This window comes from Pasteurella sp. WM03 (genome assembly GCF_004570945.1).
Taxonomy (GTDB): Bacteria; Pseudomonadota; Gammaproteobacteria; order Enterobacterales; family Pasteurellaceae; genus Rodentibacter.
Window position 1 is genome coordinate 17,164 of record NZ_SPPO01000007.1, and the last position, 20,634, is coordinate 37,797.

The 20,634-nt window shown below is 39.9% G+C and carries 19 protein-coding genes, 1 tRNA gene and 1 other annotated feature; of the genes, 9 read left to right on the forward strand and 11 right to left on the reverse strand.

Going from position 1 to position 20,634, the window contains the following annotated elements; translation table 11 throughout:
• Window positions 1-138: 138 nt before the first annotated feature.
• The 5 genes from nudB to ruvB all read left to right on the forward strand — a co-directional run bounded on the left by nudB (window position 139) and on the right by ruvB (window position 3,701).
• Window positions 139-576, forward strand: coding sequence for a dihydroneopterin triphosphate diphosphatase (gene nudB, locus E4T92_RS07950; RefSeq protein WP_077542073.1), 438 nt, complete (start codon window positions 139-141; stop codon window positions 574-576).
• 68 nt (window positions 577-644) lie between these two features.
• Window positions 645-1,385, forward strand: a complete 741-nt coding sequence (locus E4T92_RS07955; RefSeq protein WP_077542074.1) for a YebC/PmpR family DNA-binding transcriptional regulator — start codon at window positions 645-647, stop codon at window positions 1,383-1,385.
• A gap of 46 nt (window positions 1,386-1,431) precedes the next feature.
• Complete coding sequence (gene ruvC, locus E4T92_RS07960; protein ID WP_135094188.1) at window positions 1,432-2,004, forward strand: crossover junction endodeoxyribonuclease RuvC; 573 nt, start codon at window positions 1,432-1,434, stop codon at window positions 2,002-2,004.
• Between the two features lie 61 nt (window positions 2,005-2,065).
• On the forward strand, window positions 2,066-2,680 hold the full coding sequence (ruvA, locus tag E4T92_RS07965) for a Holliday junction branch migration protein RuvA (protein ID WP_135094189.1): 615 nt from the start codon (window positions 2,066-2,068) through the stop codon (window positions 2,678-2,680).
• 13 nt (window positions 2,681-2,693) lie between these two features.
• Window positions 2,694-3,701 (forward strand): Holliday junction branch migration DNA helicase RuvB, encoded by a 1,008-nt coding sequence (ruvB, locus tag E4T92_RS07970; protein ID WP_077542077.1) that lies wholly within the window; start codon window positions 2,694-2,696, stop codon window positions 3,699-3,701.
• A 61-nt stretch (window positions 3,702-3,762) separates the two neighbouring features.
• On the opposite strand, the gene E4T92_RS07975 is transcribed toward ruvB, so the two are convergent.
• From E4T92_RS07975 to rluC, 3 genes are all read right to left on the reverse strand, one after another.
• On the reverse strand, window positions 3,763-4,062 hold the full coding sequence (locus tag E4T92_RS07975) for a DUF5339 domain-containing protein (protein ID WP_135094190.1): 300 nt from the start codon (window positions 4,060-4,062) through the stop codon (window positions 3,763-3,765).
• A gap of 381 nt (window positions 4,063-4,443) precedes the next feature.
• Window positions 4,444-4,722 carry an RNA chaperone Hfq gene (gene hfq / locus E4T92_RS07980; protein ID WP_077542079.1) on the reverse strand — a complete coding sequence of 93 codons (279 nt, stop codon included), beginning with the start codon at window positions 4,720-4,722 and terminating at the stop codon, window positions 4,444-4,446.
• A gap of 89 nt (window positions 4,723-4,811) precedes the next feature.
• Complete coding sequence (gene rluC, locus E4T92_RS07985) at window positions 4,812-5,780, reverse strand: 23S rRNA pseudouridine(955/2504/2580) synthase RluC (protein ID WP_135094191.1); 969 nt, start codon at window positions 5,778-5,780, stop codon at window positions 4,812-4,814.
• A gap of 403 nt (window positions 5,781-6,183) precedes the next feature.
• Between rluC and rne the strand changes: the two genes are divergently transcribed.
• Together rne and E4T92_RS07995 are read left to right on the forward strand one after the other, a co-directional pair.
• Window positions 6,184-8,952 (forward strand): ribonuclease E, encoded by a 2,769-nt coding sequence (gene rne, locus E4T92_RS07990; RefSeq protein WP_135094192.1) that lies wholly within the window; start codon window positions 6,184-6,186, stop codon window positions 8,950-8,952.
• A gap of 137 nt (window positions 8,953-9,089) precedes the next feature.
• Window positions 9,090-9,179 (forward strand) — tRNA-Ser (locus E4T92_RS07995).
• A 90-nt stretch (window positions 9,180-9,269) separates the two neighbouring features.
• Here E4T92_RS07995 and priC read toward each other — a convergent pair.
• The 4 genes from priC to gloA all read right to left on the reverse strand — a co-directional run bounded on the left by priC (window position 9,270) and on the right by gloA (window position 12,711).
• Window positions 9,270-9,851, reverse strand: a complete 582-nt coding sequence (priC, locus tag E4T92_RS08000) for a primosomal replication protein PriC (protein WP_135094193.1) — start codon at window positions 9,849-9,851, stop codon at window positions 9,270-9,272.
• 32 nt (window positions 9,852-9,883) lie between these two features.
• Complete coding sequence (locus E4T92_RS08005; protein WP_135094194.1) at window positions 9,884-11,236, reverse strand: Na+/H+ antiporter family protein; 1,353 nt, start codon at window positions 11,234-11,236, stop codon at window positions 9,884-9,886.
• A gap of 94 nt (window positions 11,237-11,330) precedes the next feature.
• Window positions 11,331-11,454, reverse strand: a sequence feature (His leader region).
• A 91-nt stretch (window positions 11,455-11,545) separates the two neighbouring features.
• On the reverse strand, window positions 11,546-12,229 hold the full coding sequence (rnt, locus tag E4T92_RS08010; protein ID WP_077542084.1) for a ribonuclease T: 684 nt from the start codon (window positions 12,227-12,229) through the stop codon (window positions 11,546-11,548).
• Window positions 12,230-12,303: 74 nt separating this feature from the next.
• Entirely contained in the window at window positions 12,304-12,711 is a 408-nt protein-coding gene (gene gloA, locus E4T92_RS08015; RefSeq protein ID WP_077542085.1) for a lactoylglutathione lyase, read from the reverse strand.
• A 265-nt stretch (window positions 12,712-12,976) separates the two neighbouring features.
• Between gloA and pgtP the strand changes: the two genes are divergently transcribed.
• The gene (pgtP, locus tag E4T92_RS08020) at window positions 12,977-14,308 is read left to right on the forward strand and encodes a phosphoglycerate transporter protein PgtP (RefSeq protein WP_135094195.1); all 1,332 of its coding nucleotides are present in this window, start codon (window positions 12,977-12,979) and stop codon (window positions 14,306-14,308) included.
• Window positions 14,309-14,374: 66 nt separating this feature from the next.
• Here pgtP and cmoA read toward each other — a convergent pair whose 3' ends face one another.
• On the reverse strand, window positions 14,375-15,100 hold the full coding sequence (gene cmoA / locus E4T92_RS08025) for a carboxy-S-adenosyl-L-methionine synthase CmoA (RefSeq protein WP_135094196.1): 726 nt from the start codon (window positions 15,098-15,100) through the stop codon (window positions 14,375-14,377).
• A gap of 215 nt (window positions 15,101-15,315) precedes the next feature.
• Here cmoA and aspS point away from each other — a divergent pair, with 215 nt between their 5' ends.
• A complete protein-coding gene (gene aspS, locus E4T92_RS08030) occupies window positions 15,316-17,082 on the forward strand; it encodes an aspartate--tRNA ligase (protein ID WP_135094197.1) in 1,767 nt (588 codons plus the stop codon).
• A gap of 379 nt (window positions 17,083-17,461) precedes the next feature.
• Here aspS and rho read toward each other — a convergent pair whose 3' ends face one another.
• The 3 genes from rho to E4T92_RS08045 form a co-directional block, all read right to left on the reverse strand.
• A complete protein-coding gene (rho, locus tag E4T92_RS08035; protein ID WP_018355393.1) occupies window positions 17,462-18,724 on the reverse strand; it encodes a transcription termination factor Rho in 1,263 nt (420 codons plus the stop codon).
• A 131-nt stretch (window positions 18,725-18,855) separates the two neighbouring features.
• Window positions 18,856-19,749 carry an AraC family transcriptional regulator gene (locus tag E4T92_RS08040; protein ID WP_135094198.1) on the reverse strand — a complete coding sequence of 298 codons (894 nt, stop codon included), beginning with the start codon at window positions 19,747-19,749 and terminating at the stop codon, window positions 18,856-18,858.
• A 52-nt stretch (window positions 19,750-19,801) separates the two neighbouring features.
• Window positions 19,802-20,434, reverse strand: a complete 633-nt coding sequence (locus E4T92_RS08045) for a DUF417 family protein (protein ID WP_135094199.1) — start codon at window positions 20,432-20,434, stop codon at window positions 19,802-19,804.
• Window positions 20,435-20,634 lie beyond the last annotated feature (200 nt).

Genomic DNA, 20,634 nt, shown 5'->3' on the forward strand with positions numbered 1-20,634 from the left:
ATAAAGGCTTAGCAAAGCGAAGAAAATCTAGTCGCCTAAGTTCGCACTTTATTTCAAAATAGGTAAGATGCGATGTCTATTATGGAAAATAATTTATGAATACCTTTCGCTATAAACAGTAAATAAAGTGAGTGGGCAATGACTTATAAAAATAATCAATCCGTTCTTGTGGTGGTTTATTGTAAAAATTCCAAACGTGTTTTAATGCTTCAACGTTGCGATGATCCAGATTTTTGGCAATCGGTGACGGGAACAATCGAAAAAGATGAAACACCAAGAGATACTGCAAGACGGGAGCTTTGGGAGGAAGTGCGGTTAAAAATTTCAGCGAATTCCACTGCACTTTTTGATTGTAATCGGTGTGTAGAATTTGAAATTTTTCCGCATTTCCGCTATAAATACGCACCGAACGTGACTCACTGTCGCGAGCATTGGTTTTTGTGTGCTGTGAAAGAGGAATTTATTCCTCAATTAACGGAACATTTAGATTTTAAATGGGTGCCCGTGGACGAGGCGATACGAATGACGAAATCGCCGAATAATGCAGTGGCAATGAAAACATATTTAGGTGAATAAAAAAGGGCAGAATCTGATGCCGATAATAGGTGATATTCACCCAAGATTAGAAAATAGAAGGAAATCAAATGGCAGGTCATAGTAAGTGGGCTAATATTAAGCACCGCAAAGCAGCGCAAGATGCACAGCGTGGTAAAATTTTTACAAAATTAATTCGTGAATTGGTGACAGCAGCAAAATTAGGTGGCGGCGATGTTAGTGCCAACCCGCGTTTACGTGCCGCAGTCGATAAGGCACTAAGTAATAATATGACGCGCGATACCATTAATCGTGCGATTGATCGTGGTGTAGGTGGTGGCGATGACACTAACATGGAGACGAAAGTTTACGAAGGTTATGGGCCGGGTGGTACAGCCGTGATGGTAGAATGCTTAAGTGATAATGCAAACCGTACCATTTCACAAGTTCGCCCTAGCTTTACGAAGTGTGGTGGAAATTTAGGAACGGAAGGTTCTGTAGGTTATCTGTTTAGCAAAAAAGGATTAATTTTAATTGCAGAAGGCGATGAGGATACCTTAACAGAAGCTGCAATTGAAGCCGGTGCAGATGATATTCAACCACAAGATGATGGTTCATTTGAAATCTACACAGCTTGGGAAGAATTAGGTAATGTGCGCGATAATATTGAAAAAGCCGGTTTTAAAATTCAAGAAGCGGAAGTCACCATGATTCCTTCCACAACCGTTGCGCTTGATCTTGAAACCGCACCGAAACTTCTACGTTTAATCGAAATGCTGGAAGATTGTGATGATGTACAAAATGTGTATCACAATGGTGAAATTAGTGACGAAGTTGCTGCACAACTTTAATGACGTGATAAATGGGTAGATTTCCTACCCATTTTTTATGGAAAATATGAGTATTATTTTAGGCATCGATCCCGGTTCACGAGTGACCGGCTATGGGGTGATTCGCCAAACCGGTCGCCATTTAGAATACTTAGGCAGTGGAGTGATTCGTACACAAGTGGAGGATCTCCCTACCCGATTAAAACGCATTTATGCGGGGGTGACGGAAATTATCACTCAATTTCAGCCGGATATGTTCGCTATTGAACAGGTTTTTATGGCGAAAAATGCAGATTCTGCATTAAAACTGGGACAGGCTCGAGGGACAGCAATTGTGGCAGCGGTAAACCAAGATTTACCCGTGTTTGAATATGCCGCACGCTTGGTGAAACAAACTGTCGTGGGTATTGGTTCTGCAGATAAAATTCAAGTTCAAGAGATGGTAACCCGTATTTTGAAATTATCCGATAAACCTCAGGCTGATTCAGCCGATGCCTTAGCGATTGCGATTACTCATGCGCATTCAATACAACATTCGTTGCATATTGCAAGTTCTGTCAAAATAACAGAAACACAGGAAAAAATGACCGCACTTTTGAAGGCTCGATATAGCCGAGGTCGCTTTAGATTAAAAATTTAACTGGATGTTCGTCCAGTTTTATTTTATTCTACGCACAAAATTTACGTGTTATGGATGAATTATGATTGGTCGTTTGCAAGGCGTTCTGTTAGAGAAACAACCTCCTGAAATTCTACTTGATGTTCAAGGCGTGGGCTATGAATTGCTTTTGCCGATGACAAGTTTCTATAATTTGCCGGAAATCGGGCAAGAAATCACCTTATTTACCCATCTTGTTGTACGTGAAGATGCGCATTTGCTTTTTGGATTTGCCCAAAAAACTGACCGCACTTTATTCCGTGAACTGATTAAAACCAATGGTGTTGGGCCTAAATTAGCATTGGCGATTCTTTCCGCAATGTCTGTTGATCAATTTATTTATGCGATTGAGCGTGAAGAACTTTCTAAACTTACTAAAATTCCGGGGGTCGGGAAGAAAACCGCAGAGCGTTTACTTGTGGAATTAAAAGGGAAATTCAAAGGTGTGAAACAAAGTGATTTCTTTGTAGAAAGCTCCCATATCCCAACCGAATCCTCCTCATTTTCTGCACAAGAAAATTCGGCAGATGAAGCGGTTTCTGCATTGATTGCGCTTGGGTATAAACCAATGGATGCAGAGAAAATGGTAAAACGTGTTGCAAAACCGGAATTAACGAGTGAACAGCTTATTCGGGACGCCCTAAAAGCCGCATTATAATAAGAGTTGAGTCATGATTGAAACAGATAGAATTATTAGTGGTCAGGCTAAATTTGACGAGGATATTCAGGATCGTGCTATTCGTCCAAAATTATTGGCAGATTATGTGGGGCAACCTCAAGTGCGTGAGCAGATGGATATTTTCATTAAAGCTGCCAAACTGCGTCAGGATGCACTGGACCACTTATTGATTTTTGGTCCTCCAGGGTTAGGGAAAACAACACTTGCGAATATTGTGGCCAATGAAATGGGAGTAAATATTAGGACGACTTCCGGCCCTGTATTGGAAAAAGCTGGGGATTTAGCGGCAATGCTAACGAACCTTGAACCTCATGATGTGCTGTTTATTGATGAAATTCATCGCCTTTCTCCGGCTATAGAAGAAGTACTTTATCCTGCTATGGAAGATTACCAGTTGGATATTATGATCGGCGAAGGGCCGGCGGCTCGTTCAATTAAATTAGATCTCCCCCCTTTCACATTGGTTGGTGCTACCACCAGAGCAGGTTCTTTAACCTCTCCTTTACGTGATCGCTTTGGCATTGTGCAGCGCTTAGAATTTTATTCCGTTGATGATTTAACCTCTATTGTGGCACGCAGTGCAGCATGTCTGAACCTTGAATTAGAAAAAGAAGCCGCGTTTGAAATTGCACGTCGTTCACGTGGTACCCCGCGTATTGCAAATCGCCTGTTACGCCGAGTTCGAGATTATGCGGATGTGCGTAATAATGGTGTGATTTCTGTGGATATTGCGAAACAGGCACTTTTAATGCTAGATGTGGATGATGCTGGTTTTGATTATCTCGATCGAAAATTGCTTTCAGCAGTCATCGAACGTTTTGATGGCGGACCGGTTGGATTAGATAATCTCGCCGCGGCCATTGGTGAAGAGCGTGATACCATTGAAGATGTATTAGAACCCTATTTGATTCAGCAGGGGTTTTTACAACGTACACCACGTGGGCGCATTGCTACTTCACAAACCTACCGTCATTTTGGCATACAAAAATTAACCGACTAGATAAGAAAAGGCTTACCAAATAATTGATAAGCCTTTTCTATTAATATGGAAGTGGGTGATGTTATTCAGAATAGTTTTTCATATTGGTTAATCGGGCTAAACCAATATCACAACTTTTTAACTGTGTAGCAAGCTCCATTTCGAGAATTTGTTTTTTACTTTGGTTTAACTTGCTTTTTATTTTGTTTACTTGAGTATGTGTACCCGGCTGTTTTTCTGCTTGAGCGATTAAGCTCTCGGTCTCTTTAAATAATTGTACACATTGTTTTGGTAGGGAGGTGCTTATTTTTTGTGGCGTAGCAAAGACAGAAAGTGATACCGCTGAAAAAAGTGCGGTTAAAATCATTGAAATTTTTTTCATTATGAAATCCTTTTGGGCAAACTCTCCAAATATGAGTGGCGAGAAAATATCAAAATCTTTTATGAATGTCTAGTTATAAGGGAAGACTTTTTGTAAATTTGTGAAGTTAGCACAAAAATTTATTAAAGCCTGTCAGTGTATTATTTTTCTCATGACAACGAGGAAGGTTGATAATCGTGAACATTATCGAAAAATAGGCTGGTTCATTAACAATAAGAGTGTGCAACTAAAATTTAAAGCAAAACTCAACCGCACTTTATTATGAAACTGTAACATAGAGTAGATTTCCAAGCTACTTGAGGGACACGGTGTGTCCCTATATGTCGTTCAAATTCCACGGCTTGTATATTTGCTACATGATATCAAATAGCTTTCAACCGACTATTCCGTTTTTGTTTCAGTTGTTTCTACAACTTCTGTCGCTTGTACATTATGGTGGTTATTATTGTGATGGGAAACGGAACGGGCAGGAACCACAGTAGAAATTGCGTGTTTATATACCATTTGATTAACAGTATTTTTTAATAGAATCACAAATTGATCGAATGATTCAATTTGACCTTGCAATTTAATCCCATTGACAAGATAAATTGACACGGGAATACGTTCGCGACGTAATGCATTCAAGTAAGGATCTTGTAAAGATTGTCCTTTTGCCATTTTGCTATCCTTTTTGTTGTCGTTATTATGAAAATGTTGATAGAAACCTGCTGTCTCCGCGCCAATATAGCAATAAATGTTAAATTTGTCTATTTGCTTTCCCTTAACTTTTTCAGTATTGTCTTCATCTTTTCATCAAGAGGGGCGTTTATCCGCAATGTTTCATTTGTTTTTGGGTGTTCAAAACGAATAGAGAAAGCGTGCAAAAATAAACGATTTAAGCCAAGAGTTTTCATTTTTTCATCAAAATCTTTATCACCATATTTATCGTCTAGTGCAATTGGATGCCCCATGTATTGGGTGTGGACACGAATTTGATGGGTTCGCCCGGTGATCGGTGACGCTTTTATTAATGTGGCATTCGGATAACGTTCTTCAATAGAAAAACGGGTTTCAGAAGGTTTACCTTGTTCATTGACTCGTACAATACGTTCGCCACTAGAAAGTTCATTTTTTAATAGTGGCGCTTTCACTATTTTTATATGGGACTGCCATTGTCCACGCACCAAAGCCAAATAATCTTTCTGTATTGTTTTCAGACGAAGTTGTTCGTGTAGATTTCGTAGTGCCGAACGCTTTTTCGCGATAAGCAGAATACCGGATGTATCCCGATCTAAACGATGTACTAACTCTAAAAAACGGGTCTCCGGACGTAATGCACGTAATGCTTCAATTACACCAAAATTTAACCCGCTTCCCCCGTGTACAGCAATACCGGAAGGTTTATTTAGCACAATTAAACAATCATCCTCAAACAAAATTTTATATTCAAGATCCGCAACTTTATTTAAGTTTTTCGATACCGGTGCGTTATTTTTTTCTGTGGTGCGCACAGGCGGTATGCGCACCACATCATTCGTTTGTAATTTATACTCAGGCTTAATGCGTCCTTTATTCACTCTCACTTCACCTTTGCGAACGATGCGATAAATCAAACTTTTTGGTACACCTTTGAGTTTCGACAACAAATAATTATCTATGCGCTGACCGGCTTCATCTTCACTGATTGTGAGTATTTTTACAGAGGCATTGATGATGTTTTCTTTCTGTTCTGTCATTTTTTCACCTTTCTAAAATTGGTGCGAATCATATCATAAAAGACTTATTGAGGGTAATTCTCACCTTGCTAATTTATTGGTTTCTATGGATAATAGGGCGTCCTTTTACGCATAAAATTCCGTGTAGAAAATGACAAGTTTTGTTGATGGCAATTCAATGCAGCATTTGGCATAAGACATTGATAATCAGCATTTTTTCTCTAAATAAATGTGCCGCTTGCAGCGCGTGAAGAAATATCGCGTTGTTTTATAAAACAGTCCTTTTATTGTTTCATAACGTTATCAATGCACCCAGCAACATACAATCGTGAGATTGACTGGCGCGAGAAACACGAGGTCGATAACGAAGCAAAGTGCGGTTTATTTTGAGGTACCTTTTAAAATTTAAGAAAGAGAATTGACAATGAAAAGAATGTTAATTAATGCAACTCAAAAAGAAGAGTTGCGGGTGGCGCTTGTTGATGGACAACGCCTTTTTGATTTGGACATCGAAAGTCCGGGTCATGAACAGAAAAAAGCGAATATCTACAAAGGAAAAATTACCCGAGTGGAACCGAGTCTTGAAGCGGCATTTGTCGATTATGGTGCAGAACGTCACGGTTTTTTACCTTTAAAAGAAATTGCCCGTGAATATTTTCCGGCAGATTATGTTTTCCAGGGGCGTCCAAATATTCGTGATATTTTGAGTGAAGGACAAGAAATTATTGTTCAAGTGAATAAGGAAGAGCGCGGTAATAAAGGTGCGGCGCTCACAACCTTTGTTTCCCTTGCTGGAAGTTATTTGGTGATTATGCCAAATAATCCACGTGCCGGTGGTATTTCCCGTCGTATTGAAGGTGATGAACGTACTGAACTAAAAGAGGCATTAAGTTCTTTAGTGGTGCCGGAAGGTGTGGGGTTGATTGTACGTACCGCAGGGGTTGGTAAATCACCGGAGGAACTGCAATGGGACTTAAAAGTATTGCTACACCATTGGGAAGCAATTAAACAAGCATCACAAAGTCGACCGGCACCTTTCTTAATTCATCAAGAAAGTGATGTGATTGTTCGTGCGATTCGTGATTATTTACGCAGAGATATTGGTGAGATTTTAATTGATAGTCCGAAAATTTTTGAAAAGGCAAAAGCCCATATCAAATTGGTTCGTCCGGATTTTATCAATCGGGTGAAACTCTATCAGGGTGAGGTGCCACTTTTTAGCCATTATCAGATTGAATCTCAAATTGAATCGGCATTCCAACGTGAAGTGCGTTTACCATCCGGTGGTTCTATTGTGATTGATGTCACAGAAGCTTTAACTGCGATCGATATTAACTCGGCTCGTTCGACCCGGGGTGGTGATATTGAAGAAACGGCACTTAATACTAATCTTGAAGCAGCAGATGAAATTGCTCGTCAATTGCGTTTGCGTGATTTAGGGGGACTGGTCGTTATTGACTTTATTGATATGACACCGGTTCGCCACCAAAGAGAGGTGGAAAATCGTATACGTGATGCGGTACGCCAAGACCGTGCTCGGATTCAAATTAGTCGAATTTCTCGTTTCGGTTTATTGGAGATGTCCCGTCAACGTTTAAGCCCATCATTGGGGGAATCCTCTCATCATATTTGCCCTCGTTGTCAGGGCACGGGGAAAGTCCGAGATAATGAATCTCTGTCTTTGTCAATTTTACGTTTAATTGAAGAAGAAGCGCTAAAAGAAAATACCAAGCAAGTTCATACGATTGTGCCGGTGCAAATTGCCTCTTACCTTTTAAATGAGAAACGTAAAGCTATCAGTAGTATTGAAAAGCGTCATAGTGTTGATGTGATCGTGGTGCCAAATGAAGCGATGGAAACGCCTCATTTCAGCGTATTTCGCGTCCGCGATGGAGAAGAAGTGAATGAACTTAGCTACAATTTAGCGAAAATTCATTGTTTGCAAGATGATACGGGAGACGAAGCTTTAACGTCTCGAAATTCTGATACCACTGTGGTGCAAGAGCAAGTAGCGGTAGAAAGTGCGGCTGTATCACTTTCTATTTCGGAGGCTGCTCCAACACCGTTAGAGCGTAAATCAAAAGAGCCATCGTTACTTGCAAAATTTATGGCTAAAATTAAACGCTTATTTACTTCTGAGAATATAGAGGAAGAAAAAAATAAAAGCAAAAATAATCGCGCTCGTCATAATCGAACCCCGCGCCGGCCACAAGAACAGCGTGTGACACGTCGCACCAAAGTGGAAAATAATGATACGCCAAAATTTGAAGAGGATAATGTGCGTTTAACGCGTGAGCGTAACCAACGTCGTTCTCGTCGAAATAATACTGTGGATGAAAGTATTATTGAAAGTGCGGTCAATTTGCCTCCTGTTTTAGAGAATAAACCGGAAGAGAAAACGGAGCAAACTGTTGTACAACGTCGTCAACGTCGCGATTTAAATAAACGTGTACGAATAGATGATAATGAGCCAAGTGTTGAAATGGTTCAAACAGCGACTGAAGAAAAACAACCTCATCAGGAACGTCAAGAACGTCAACGCCGTATGCCACGTCATCTACGTGTCGCAAATAATCAACGCCGTCGTCGTTATGAAGCTAAATCTCCAATGCCATTGTTTGCAGCAGTTGTTTCACCTGAATTAGCAAGTGGTAAGGTATGGATGGATTATTCAACGGTAAATGCCCCCTCTCCTAAAGAGAATCAATTCTTATCCGTCGATGAATTGCTTGAGCAAGAGAAAACCAAGAAAGGGTTTATTACACCGGCTACCGGCATTGTGATTGAGGAGAGTCCTGTGGAAATTAAACCTGCATTGGACTTCATTACACAACCGGCAAATGAATCAGTACAGAAAAAAGTCCAAGAGTCATTAGAACGTCTTCACGCTAAAGATAACGCTCAAAATGACGAACCCTCTGTGGTATTAATGCAGCCTGAAAAGCCGGAGATAGGAAATACCGTAGAATTTGCCCGCACTTATACATTTGACGGTCGCTTAGGGACAGTTTCTTCTGTTGTTCATACAAAAGCGGAAATGACACTCGCAAAAGCAAGTGAGGAAATGGGCAAACCTTTTGCTATTATTGAATGGATGGAATCTCGCTATTATTTTTATGGTAAAGGTTCTGCCGGTCATCATAGTGCGATTAGTCATGTCTATTCTGAGCCAACCCAAGCGAAGATTGAATAAGAAAAATAAGATTGGCACAGTAATGTGCCAATTTTTTCATCTAAAATTGAGGTAAAATTAATCATTCGAAAAAATATTGTTTTTTTACTCTTGACGAGGTTAGGTAAAAAACGTATTATTCACCTCGCTTAAATCACGGAGGAATGGTCGAGTGGTTGAAGGCACCGGTCTTGAAAACCGGCGAGGGTTTACGCCCTCCGTGAGTTCGAATCTCACTTCCTCCGCCATTAAATTTTTAAGATCCCCTAATCAAAAGTTAGGGGATTTTGCTTTTTCATTATCAATAGTTTTCAGTGGAATACAGTGGTTGGTGACGGTTATTTTTCTGAGTTATTTTTAATTTCTTGCTCTTCTTTAAAAGCTAAATACTCCTCTAATAGATCAATTGCTTCTTGGCATTTTTGACGGCGGTATTTATACCCCTCTGCTAATCTTATTATTTTTTTTTGTTCTTCAGGATTTTTTTCAATACTTATCAGATCTTTCTGCTGTAGGTATAAATTGTTCAGCTGTTCGAGAGCCTCATAATATTTTTCTAAACGTTCACGTGGTGGCAGTTTGTGAACATCGTGATGTGCTTTTTTTACCGGGGATGTTTTAGGTTTTGGTGAAATAGGTTGATGTTGTTTTCGATTTAGCGCCTCAGATAGTGCGCGACATTGTTTGAGTAAATGCTCGGTAATGAACTTGTAGTGATCAACATCAGTTGAATAAAGGGATTTTATTTTTTTTAAGGTTGTCTCAATTTCAGCAAAATAAAATGCAGTAGTTTGTCCATTTTCGCTAAATAAAGTGCGGTCAAATTTAGTGAAAATTTTTTCTTCTTGTCGTGATGAATAGATTTGTTGGAGCTGTTGAACCTTTTGTTCTAGCGTGTTGATGAGTTGTTGAATGCGCATAAAAAATCCCCCTGAGGGGGGGATTATAATCGTTAAAGGTACATTGCGGCAATCCAGCCGAAGATAATGAGTGGAATATTGTAGTGAATGAACGTAGGTACAACAGAATCCCAAATGTGGTCGTGTTTACCATCCATATTTAAACCTGATGTTGGCCCTAATGTCGAGTCAGAGGCAGGCGATCCTGCGTCACCTAATGCGGCGGCAACCCCTACAATAGAGACCGTCGCTAATGGAGAGAAGCCAAAGGATAAGCAAAGTGGCACATAAATTGAGGTAATAATAGGAACCGTTGAGAAAGAAGAGCCTATTCCCATGGTGATGAGCAAACCAACAAGTAACATCAAAAATGCGGCCAAGCCCTTACTTTGAATTGCACCATTACTAAGGTTTTGCACTAAATCTGTCACACCTGTGGTGGCATTAATGACGTTAGCAAATCCTGAAGCAGCAATCATCACAAATCCAATCATCGCCATTAAACGCAAGCCTTGTTGGAAGATATCATTACTTTCTTTGAGTTTGAAGATACCAAATACAGCGAAAATAACCAAACCGATCAAGCCACCAATGATTGTTGAGCTGGTGACTAATTGTGTTGCGAAGGTTGCGACAATAGCAATTAAACTTGTCGTGATGTGTTTTGGTTGAATATTCGCAATATGCGCTTCAATTTCCTTGGTAGTCGGTTCTTCAATAGCTACATTATATTCACGAGGTTTGCGATAAGTGATGAAGACTGCTGTTAATAGCCCCAAGATCATGCCGGCGACCGGTAGTAACATTGCCAGTGAAACTTGGGCGACATCAGTTTGTAAGCCGAGCGATGCTCCTGCTTGATTGATATTTTTCACCAAAATACTTTCAATAAAGATTTTACCAAAGCCCACCGGTAAAAGCATATAGGTAGCGGTTAAACCAAAGGTGAGTACACATGCCACTGCTCGGCGATCAATTTTTAGACGATTAAAGATTGATAATAGTGGCGGGATAATAATAGGAATAAAGGCAATATGTACCGGTAATAGGTTTTGAGATGAAATCGCAAATAGAGCCAATATTGCAAAAATTAAATACTTAAACCAAGCCAGATTGTTGCCTGTTGGCGTTTTATTAATTTTTTTGATGATTTTATAGGCGAGTAAATCAGTGATGCCTGATTTCGAGATTGCGATAGCAAAGGCGCCAAGCATGGCATAATTCATGGCAACTTCAGCACCACCACCTAATCCTCCGGTGAAGGTTTCGATGGTTTTTGTTAAACCAAGATCACCGAATAAACCGGCGGTGAGTGCAGCGATCACGAGAGCGATTACAACATTGATACGTAGCAGACTAAGTGCAAGTAGCACAATTATTGAGATAACAACGGGGTTTGATAACATTGTGTTTTTTCCTTATAGATTAATGTGTGAATAGGGGGAAACGTTCAAGAAACAAAAGGGATAATGTCGCATCGTTAATTTACTCCTGTATGATAAAAGAAACCCCTCGAAAGTTGCCTTCCGAGGGGTAAGATTTTTCACTATCCTATTTGGCTCGGAAGATGTCTTCCAAGCACGCCACATACCTGAAAGATTATTCAGTGAAATGGTGATGATGGCGGATAATGTTCATATTTAAATCTCCAAGTAAGAATTGTCTTTTAAACTACTGGAAAACGAAAACGATTGCAACCCCTCTTTTGGAAAAATTTAAAGTGCGGTTGATTTTTCCTTCGTTTTTTCGTTTTCCGCTCTATTTAAGTGGGGAAATCCACCAAGATCTTTTAAATGATTTACCATATAACAGAACAATTCCGCGGTACGTTCAGTGTCATAGAGCGCAGAATGAGCTTGTTTGCCGTCGAAAGGAATGTTTGCGGCTTGGCAGGCTTTCACGAGAACCGTTTGTCCGAACATTAATCCTGCCAGACTTGCAGTATCAAACATTCCAAAGGGATGAAATGGGTTGCGTTTGACGCCGGTACGCTCCGCTGCAGCCATGACAAAACTTTGATCGAAAGCTGCATTATGTGCCACGATAATAGAACGCTGACAATCTGCTTCTTTTTGCCCACGGCGTACCATTTGGAATAACGCAGTGATCGCTTCTAATTCGGATACTGCACCGCGTAATGGATTGTGAATATCAATGCCATTGAATTTCAATGATTCGGGGTTGATATTTGCCCCTTCAAAAGGTTCGATATGAAAATGACATTTTTGATCGGGCTGTAAATAGCCATTTTCATCCATTTTTAGCGTAATAGCCGCCAGTTCTAATAGCGCATCTTTTTTAGCCTCAAAACCAGCCGTTTCCACATCAATAATGACAGGGAAATAGCCTCTGAAGCGATTTTTTAATTGATGATGATAAGGAATTTGAGAATCGGACATAATCGTATCCTAAAAAAATAAAATAACGTAGACAACGCTACGTTATTAAAACCTTGCGGAAACTGACCGCACTTTTAATTGCCGAGCCCGGCTTTTGCACTTTTATTTTCAATAAATTCGATTTTATAACCGTTAGGATCTTCTACAAAGGCTATCACCGTACTACCGCCTTTTACCGGACCGGGTTCACGGGTGACTTTTCCACCCATAGTACGAACAGCTTCACAGGTGGTATAAATATCATCTACCCCGATAGCAATATGGCCATATGCTGTGCCGAGATCATATTCTGTCACTCCCCAATTATAAGTCAGTTCAATGACTGAGGATTTATCTTCATCATCGTAACCGAGAAAGGCTAAAGAGTATTTGTATTCAGGGTTTTCGCTGGTACGTAATAAACGCATGCCCAAAACCTCTTGATAAAATTTAATTGAGCGATCTAAATCGCCCACACGTAACATCGTATGTAAAATTCGCATGGGTTTGTCCTTTATAAATAATGTGAGGAAACGAAGTAAAATTATGCCATAGATCAAACTATAAATCAGTAAAAGTGGTGAAAGGTTTCAATTTATCAAGCCCGTTGGAAAAAATCCAACATTGTTTGATTTAAAATAAAATTGGAGTCTGATATGAGGGTTATACTTTACTTGGGTTGTTGAGATTTTACTTGAATGTTTTTGTAACGAAACGTTTATATTCTATTTCAATGAGCGTGTTTAGATTTTATACAGGGAGTTTGATATGTTTTCTTTTTTAAAAGCCTCTCCACCGGCACCACGAATGGATCGTTCTAAAACCGATGCGGCGTATAAAAAATTACGTTGGCAGGTTTTTGCCGGCGTGTTCATCGGTTATGCTGCATATTATCTTATTCGTAAAAACTTTTCTCTGGCGATACCTTATTTAATTGATGAATATGGTTTTACTAAAGCGGATTTAGGGACTGTTGGTGTGGCATTATCTCTTGCTTATGGCTTTAGTAAGTTCATTATGGGGAATGTGTCTGATCGAAGTAATCCAAAATATTTTATTACGATAGGTTTGCTTGGCTCGGCCGCAGTGAGCTTAATTTTTGGATTAGTGCCCGGAGTATTAGCCTCTATTCCATTGATGATTATTTTAGCCGCCTTTAATGGCTGGTTTCAGGGAATGGGATATCCCCCGGGTGCAAAAACCATGACGAATTGGTTCTCCATATCCGAGCGGGGTGTTTGGTGGAGTTGGTGGAATGTCTCCCATAATTTAGGTGGTGGTTTAATTGGGCCTTTAGCGATCCTAGGTTTAGCGATTTTTGGTACATGGCAATCTTTATTTTATTTGCCGGCATTAATTGCTATTGTGTTGGCTTTTATTATGTTTTGGCTGATGCGGGATACACCGGAATCTCAGGGGCTACCACCTGTGGATGAATGGAAAGGCGAAAAAATCGTACAACATGTTGAATCTGCACATACACTTTCCTCTAAAGATATTTTCGAAAAATATATCATTAATAACAAATTCTTATGGGCAATTGCTATTGCTAACGTTTTTGTCTATTTCATTCGTTACGGCATTATTGATTGGGCACCAACTTACCTAAAAGAAGTGAAACATTTTTCGGTTGATAAGCAGAGTTGGGCATATTTCTTATATGAATATGCCGGGATTTTCGGTATGTTAACCAGTGGTTATTTAAGTGATAAAGTCTTCAAAGGTCATCGTGCCCCACCAATGTTATTGTTTCTAACCGGGGTATTCATCGCTATTATTGTTTACTGGAAAAATCCGGCAGGTAATCCATTTGTGGATAATATTTGTCTCGTTGCGATTGGTTTCTTAATTTATGGCCCGGTTATGATGATTGGGTTACAAGCCGCTGATTTAGTGCCACGTATTGCAACGGGGACGGCAACAGGTTTAACCGGCTTGTTTGGTTATTTATTGGGATCGGCGAGTGCGGGTTATGTGATGGGTAAACTGGTTGATTTGTTTGGATGGGATGGGGGATTTTATGCACTCATTGTGTCTTGTTTCTTAGGATTCCTCTTTATTGCATTCACCTTATTTCATAAACCAAGTGGCTCAAACTAATTCTTAGTTTTTTATAAAAAGCGCTCATTTTTTAAAACCATGTGAATTGAGCGCTTTTTTATTTTGTTATTTGACGGCTACCATTGAGCCAAAATTAAAACATTGAAACCAGAGTTCTACCTGAGAAAATCCGATATTTTTTAACCGCACTTTGTGGGTTTCAATGCTGTCTGTTCTCATCACATTTTCTAACGCAGTACGCTTTTGGCTGACTTCAAGTTCGCTATAACCGTTGGCTCGCTTGAACTGATGATGGAGATCGATCAGTAAATGATCGACTTTTTCATTTTCAAAGCAGAATTTTTCAGAAAGGACCAAAACGCCATTAGGGTTTAGTCCGTGGTAAATTCTTGTGAGTAACGCCATACGATCTTCAGGTGGCAAAAATTGTAAAGTGAAGTTTAAAATCACCATAGAGGCATTTTTGATTTCAACATGGCGAATATCCTCACACAAAATTTCCACGGGAATATCACTGTGGTAGGCTGCAATGTGCTGGCGGCAACGCTCAACCATAGGTTGAGAATTATCAATAGCAATAATTTTGACGTCAGGTTGATGGATATTTCTTCGTGCTGAAAGTGTCGCAGCACCACGTGAGCAGCCGAGATCATAAACTTGACTATTCGGCGTAACAAAGCGTTCTGCTAACATGCCAATGGCGGTAATGATATTTGTATAGCCCGGTATAGAACGTTGGATCATGTCAGGAAATACTTCTGCAACGTTTTCATCAAAAGTGAAATCGCCAAGTTTTTCGATTGGCGTAGAAAAGAGGGTGTCTTTCATGATTTATATGCTATTTATTGGAGAGGCGGGTAATAAGATACGACATTTTATGCAAGCACAGTTTTTAATATCACGTCCCCTCGGTTAAAAGTGCGGTTATTTTAGGGAAAGTTTTCAGTGGGTCAAATAAATTTCTGTTTCTGATTTAAAATGAATGGCTTTTTCCGTATAATTCGGCGATATTTTCCACTTTTACAGAATATTTAAGGAACAAGAGTATGATGCGTACACATTATTGCGGATCGTTAAACCGTAACAACATCGGACAAGAAGTAACACTAAGTGGTTGGGTTCATCGACGCCGTGATTTAGGTGGCTTAATTTTTATTGATATGCGTGATCGTGAGGGTATTGTGCAAGTGTGCTTTGACCCGAAATATCAAGAAGCATTAACTGCTGCGGCAAGTTTGCGTAACGAATTTTGTATTCAAATTAAAGGGGAAGTTCTGTCCCGCCCGGAGAATCAAATCAACAAAAATATGGCAACGGGTGAAGTGGAGATTCTGGCAAAGGCATTGCGTATTTATAATGCCTCTGAGGTATTGCCACTTGATTTCAATCAGAATAATACAGAAGAACAACGCTTAAAATATCGTTATCTTGATTTACGTCGTCCGGAAATGGCGCAGCGTTTGAAAAACCGAGCGAAAATTACCAGTTTTGTGCGTCGTTTTATGGATGATAACGGTTTCTTGGATATTGAAACCCCAATGCTGACCAAGGCAACACCAGAGGGTGCGCGCGATTATCTTGTACCAAGTCGTGTACATAAAGGCAAGTTCTATGCTTTACCTCAATCTCCACAGCTTTTCAAACAGTTGCTGATGATGTCCGGTTTTGATCGCTATTATCAGATAGTGAAATGTTTCCGTGATGAAGACTTGCGTGCAGATCGCCAACCTGAATTCACTCAAATTGATGTGGAAACCTCTTTTTTAACAGCCCAAGAAGTACGTGACATTATGGAGCGCATGGTGCATGGCTTGTGGTTGGATACCATTGGTATCGATTTAGGAAAATTCCCTGTGATGACATGGCAAGAAGCGATGCAACGTTTCGGTTCGGATAAACCGGATTTGCGTAATCCATTAGAAATGGTTGATGTCGCTGATATTGTGAAAGATGTGGATTTCAAAGTATTCCAAGGTCCGGCAAATGATCCTAATGGTCGGGTTGCCGTTATTCGAGTGCCAAACGGCAATGAAATTACCCGTAAACAAATTGATGAATATACCCAGTTTGTTGGTATTTATGGGGCGAAGGGTTTAGCTTGGTTAAAAGTGAATGATGTAAATGCAGGGCTTGAAGGGGTACAAAGTCCGATTGCGAAATTCCTAAATGAAGACGTATTAAAAGCCTTATTTGAACGTGTAGGTGCACAAACTGGTGATATTCTTTTCTTCGGTGCAGATAAGTGGCAAATTACAACGGATGCGATGGGAGCACTACGTTTAAAACTTGGTCGTGATCTGGGATTAACCCGTTTAGATGAGTGGCAACCGCTTTGGGTGATTGATTTCCCAATGTTTGAACGTGATGATGAAGGTCGTCTCGCGGCAATGCACCATCCGTTTACTTCACCAAAAGATTTCACACCTGAGCAATTGGAAGCTACACCTACGGAGGCTGTTGCAAATGCTTACGATATGGTGATTAACGGTTATGAAGTGGGCGGCGGCTCGGTGCGTATTTTCGATCAGAAAATGCAGCAAACGGTATTTCGTATTTTAGGTATTGATGAGGAGCAACAACGTGAAAAATTCGGCTTCTTGTTGGAGGCATTAAAATTTGGTACGCCACCCCATGCCGGTCTTGCTTTTGGATTAGATCGTTTAACGATGTTATTAACCGGTACGGACAATATTCGTGATGTCATTGCCTTTCCGAAAACGACGGCAGCGGCTTGTTTAATGACTGAAGCACCAAGTTTTGCGAACCCACAAGCCTTGGATGAACTCGCTATCTCAGTTGTGAAAGGGGAATAATTAAAGGTAGCGTTATTATTTAGCCAATGCACAAGGAATCTCAATGGAAGATACCATAAAGCATAATAAATTTATTTTGTAAAAATCGCTAAATTAATTAAATAACCTTAGTGGTAGGGACGCAGTGCGTGCGTCCGCTTGATAATCCACTGAAATTGTTTTTTATAACCGACATACGCAGTGTGTCTCTATAAACAAATATAAAATCAGTGTTGTGCAACAGCTACATAATTCCGGTTTTAAGAAAAAGTGCGGTCAATTTTGACCGCACTTTTTTATCTCTGGATTTCTGTTAACAAAAAAGGAAACATTGTGTTTCCCTTTTGTATTTATTTTGATGTTGATTTTGATTTTGATTTTAAGCCTCTTGGCATATCATTTATGAACGTTTCATAATTTCAAAAAACTCTTCGTTGGTTTTGGCTACGCCGAGTTTATCAATGAGCCATTCCATTGCTTCCACTTCACCCATCGGGTTAAGGATTTTGCGAAGAATCCACATTTTTTGTAGTTCATCAGGTGTGGTGAGGAGATCTTCTTTACGCGTACCCGAACGGTTGAAGTCAATCGCTGGGAAGACACGTTTTTCAGCAATCTTACGGGAAAGATGGAGTTCCATATTACCCGTCCCTTTAAATTCTTCAAAAATCACTTCGTCCATTTTTGAGCCGGTATCCACAAGTGCGGTTGCAATAATCGTTAAGCTGCCACCTTCCTCTACATTACGTGCTGCACCGAAGAAACGTTTAGGGCGGTGTAATGCGTTCGCATCCACACCACCGGATAAGATTTTACCGGAAGCCGGGGTAACAGTATTGTAAGCACGAGCCAAACGTGTGATTGAGTCGAGCAAAATCACCACATCTTTTTTATGTTCGACAGAGCGTTTGGCTTTTTCGATCACCATTTCAGCGACTTGAACGTGACGAGCCGCCGGCTCATCAAAGGTTGAGGCAATGACTTCGCCTTTTACCGAGCGTTGCATTTCTGTCACTTCTTCCGGACGCTCATCAATTAACAGAACAATGAGCTCACATTCCGGATAGTTATGGGTGATGCTTTGTGCAATATTTTGCAAGAGCATGGTTTTACCCGCCTTTGGTGGTGCGACAATCAAACCACGCTGACCTTTACCAATAGGCGAGGCTAAATCCAAAATACGGGCGGTTAAATCTTCTGTCGAACCATTGCCTCTTTCCATTTTTAGACGGGAATTGGCATGGAGCGGTGTTAAGTTTTCAAAGAGAATTTTGCTGCGGGAAACTTCAGGCTTGTCGTCATTGACTTGATCGACTTTAAGCAGGGCAAAATAGCGTTCGCCTTCTTTGGGTGGACGAATTTTGCCTTCAATTTTGTCACCGGTTTGTAAGTTGAAACGACGGATTTGGCTTGGGGAAACATAAATATCGTCAGGACCGGCTAAGTATGAACTATCAGCAGAACGCAAAAAGCCAAAGCCATCGGGTAAAATTTCTAACACGCCACCGCCAAAAATATCTTCACCACTTTTTGCGTGTTGTTTTAAGATAGCAAAGACAATGTCTTGTTTACGCAAACGGGCTAAATTTTCTAAGCCCATTTGCTCCTCGCCTAGCTTCACAAGATCCGAAACCGGCGTATTTTTAAGTTCTGTTAAATGCATAATGAGTAATCGTTGAGATTAATTAAGAGTTGAGTTAATGAATGGTGGGCTGAGCCCCTGAAATTGGTGCGTAAGGTATCACTAAAATGGGATAGTGTCTAGTTTTCAGCACAAACTTTTACAAAATTATTTTATTTTTTACGGTATTGTCCCGGCGTTAATTGATAATATTTTTTAAATGCTTTACCAAAATTACTTTCTGATTGAAAACCACAATTTAGTGCGACACTAAGTATGGATTGCTGAGAGTGTTTCAGTAATTCCGCTGCTTTCTGCAATCTCATATTATTGACAAAATTATAAGGGCTGACCCCAATTTGCTGATTAAACAACCTTATAAGTTGGGCTTTGGATAGATTCGCTATATGGCAAAGTGTTTCAATTTTCCATTCCTGTTCCGGTTTTGCGATGATATTCGATATCACGCTATAAAGACGTTTATCTCGTAATCCCTTTAGAGAGCCGTTGAGTTGTGCATTATCTTGTTGCAAATAGGTGCGAATTAACAGGGTGAGCAATACACTGAGTAAGGCATTGATAATATTGGCAGAACCGGCTTGATAATCATCGGCTTCACGCTGCAATATGTCTAATAACGGTTTTAAAGAGGCGTCCCGCAAATTTAATAAGATCATCTCAGGGAGATTATTAAATAATTCTGATTGTTTATCATAAGTAAAGTTAGCACAAAATAAACTTAAATCAGGTCTTGCATTGCCGCATTGTTTTAAGGTAAAAGCACCCTTCGTTTGGGTATTTATTGGAGTTGGGTGATGGTAGTTTGGTTGATGTGTTAAGGTATGCCCGAGAGAGTGGGGGAAAAAGACCACATCATTTGCTTTCAGCTTTATTGCTTTTTCAATTCCGTCAATATGTAAATAGCCTTGCCCTTGTGAAACAATATGCACAATCCCGTGGCAAGATTGCCATTCATGGCGAATATACCAGGCTTCTTGTAATTGACATTGAACATTAATACTCCCGGATATTTGGGCAAATTTAATAAGCTGATCGAGAATATCCATTTTTACCTCTGTAAAGAAAAATAGGGAGACCGCTCCCTATTTTTCGTTTTTCTTACGCAAGTCCATCTGCTTTCTTACGTAGAATTCGATTTGCACATTCTGCTGCAACGGTTAATCCACCTGCCATCATAATAATATCTTTTAAGATCAAACGTCCTGCTGCAGATAAATAAGGGAAACCGTAATTAGGGGTAGGAAAATCACCCCCTAGATTAGGTACCCAAGTTTCCGGGGTGGTAATCAAGAACGAAAGCGTAACAATTGACATTCCGAAGGTCAATAGCCCGCCAATCAGCCCAATATTGGCATTCCAAATCCCCATTAGTGTTAAAATCCCGATAGACACAATCACGATGCCCAATCCGTAAGAGAAGGTATAAGTTCCGTTTTGTTTATGCCATTCAATATTTTTTTGAACCATTTTCCCTTCAGGGTTTTTGTGCAAAACATATTCTTTAACCATTTCGCCTTTTTCATTTGGGGCGTATTTGTCGCTGTTATTATAAAAAAAGCTCATAAAAGGGCTATTGGATACGAAATGTGCAATCCCGTCCGCTTCGTATTGGAAGGCTTTTAAGCCTCCAATCCAAGCCATAACAATAAAAATGGCAATACGGATAAAATTGATAAATTGACGTTGCCAAGGGGCAATAATTTTAGCAATAAATTCGATCAACACTTGCATAAGATAACTCCTAATTATTAATGATAAATCGGGGGCGGATTTTAAAGTAATTAAACTGAAGTTATTAGATGATTTGTCTTAATCTATCCATAAATTGTCTCATTTTATCCTCGAAGATATTGGCGATTTTTTTAAAATATTTCACTTATTTAGGGGGAATTGATAGAATGTTCCCTTCAAAAATTCCGTATATTTTGACC